Raw genomic sequence first — 2,177 nt, forward strand, 5'->3', positions numbered from 1 at the left:
GTATCAAGAGGTCTGTAAATGCTTCTGTCATAAGCAGATGACTGATCTTGATTATCATCATTTTTGCCATCTAAAAGCTTTAACTCGCCTTTGTACTGAGGCAATATGACTTCTGTTACATAGCGATCAACACCGTTTTTATCTTGCCATTTGCGTGTCTGTAATTTTCCTTCTACGTAAACTTTTGAACCTTTGTTTAGATACTGAAGTGCAATTTTTGCCAAATGTGGATTAAAAATCACAACTGAATGCCATTCAGTTTTCTCTACTTTTTGATGAGTATTTTTATCTGTATAGCTCTCAGACGTTGCCATTCGAAAATTGACCACCTCACCACCAGAAGGCATAGTTTTGCTTTCTGGATTGGCACCTAAATGACCAATTAAAATCACTTTATTAAGCATGTTTGTAAGTCCCATTAAATGATGTAAAAATCATAACATGTTTTATATGTTTTTACAATATTTTCAGTTAGCTAATAACAATTATTTAATGTTTTACATTATGTGCTAAATCACTAAAGCGTGTAAAATCGGATTGAAATGCAAGGGGAACGATTCCTGTCGGACCATGGCGTTGTTTTGCTATAATAACCTCGGCTTTACCCTTGGCTTGCTCCATTGCCTCTTGCCATTTGCTATACTCAGCAGTGCCTTCTTTTGGTTCTTCATTTTTGAGATAATATTCTTCACGATAAACGAACAGAACAATGTCGGCATCTTGCTCGATTGAACCAGATTCACGTAAATCGGATAATTGTGGACGTTTATCGGTTCGGTTTTCAACTTGACGTGAAAGTTGTGACAGAGCAATGATGGGAATATTGAGTTCTTTTGCAAGTGCTTTTAATCCGGTGGTAATGGCTGTAATTTCTTGAACGCGGTTTTCTAATGAACGCTTTGAACCACTTGTCATGAGTTGGATATAATCGATAATCAAGACATCTAGACCATGTTGTCGTTTAAGACGCCTTGCACGGGCGGACAATTGTGCAAGGGATACACCACCCGTTTGATCAATATAAAGAGGGATTGTTTGTAAGGAGCGCATTGCGTGAATGATGTTGGTAAATTGCTCTTCTGAGATATTACCACGGCGCATATCAGAAGAAGAAACCTTTATTTGCTCTGAGATAATACGAGTTGCAAGCTGTTCTGTTGACATCTCAAGTGAAAAGAAACCAACAATACCCCCTTCATTGGCTTGGCTGTTATCATGACGCTTGCAAGCATTGGCAATATTAAAAGCAATATTGGTAGCCAGAGAGGTCTTCCCCATAGCAGGGCGCCCCGCAAGGATAATCAAATCAGATGCTTGTAACCCTCCCATTTTCTCATCAAGTGTTTTGATATGGGTAGCTATCCCTGAGAGCCTTGAGGAACGCTTTTTCGCTGCACTTGCCATGTTAAGTGCTTTTGCAATGGCTGTATTAAAGTTTTCAAACCCACCCCCGTATTTTCCCTTTTCTGCCAATTCAAACAACTGATTTTCAACAGTTTCAATTTGTTGTGATGTTGTAAGTTCTACAGAAACATCATAAGCTCTATTCACAACTTGAGTGCCAAGGTTAATTAAAGAGCGTCGGATAAACAGATCATAAATGACGCTTCCATAATCTTTAGTATTAATGATTGTGACTGCCTCGGTAGCTAAACGCACCACGTAATTATATACAGTGATGTCACCAATTTTCGCATCATTTTCAACAAAGGGCTTAATAGTAATGGGATCTGCAACTCTTCCCTTTTGAATAATTTGTGAGATGATATCAAAAAGCCTTTGATGCAACGGTTCAAAAAAGTGCTCTGCTTTTAAAAAATCAGAAACGCTATCAAGAGCATTATTATTGATAATGATAGCACCCAGCAAAGCTTTCTCTGCTTCAATATTATGGGGAAGTTGACGAAAAGAAGATTGTTCTTCTGTTTGAAAAGAAGGTAATTTAACAGCGCTCATTTTATTCATTATGATTTAAATTGATTTGATAAATGATAATTATAAATCACTGAATCTACAGTGTGAATCCCATTTTTATTTTACTTAACAGCTTGCGTTTTGATACGTTTTGTGCAATAAAAAGATGTTCTTTTATATTTCGATTGGTTATTTTAATCGTTTATTTAGATCGCTAGCTGTTTTGATCATAAAAGCCGTGTCTTAAAGGACGCGGCTTTTTT

Annotated in this window: 2 protein-coding genes; both read right to left on the reverse strand. The window is 37.0% G+C overall.

Translation table 11 applies throughout. The features are described 5' to 3' along the window. On the reverse strand, window positions 1-404 hold a 404-nt coding region (gene ssb / locus ACFIJL_RS09115), incomplete at its 3' end, for a single-stranded DNA-binding protein (RefSeq protein WP_375624364.1). A gap of 85 nt (window positions 405-489) precedes the next feature. Beyond that, window positions 490-1,965, reverse strand: a complete 1,476-nt coding sequence (locus tag ACFIJL_RS09120) for a replicative DNA helicase (RefSeq protein WP_375624366.1) — start codon at window positions 1,963-1,965, stop codon at window positions 490-492. Window positions 1,966-2,177: the final 212 nt, after the last annotated feature.

The organism is Bartonella sp. TT119HLJHH (assembly GCF_042193385.1).
In the GTDB taxonomy this organism is placed as follows: domain Bacteria; phylum Pseudomonadota; class Alphaproteobacteria; order Rhizobiales; family Rhizobiaceae; genus Bartonella.

What these genes read in the sequence shown, in the direction of transcription:
- ACFIJL_RS09120 (WP_375624366.1), bottom strand. Translation starts at nt 1,965, where the DNA reads ATGAATAAAATGAGCGCTGTTAAATTACCTTCTTTTCAAACAGAAGAA.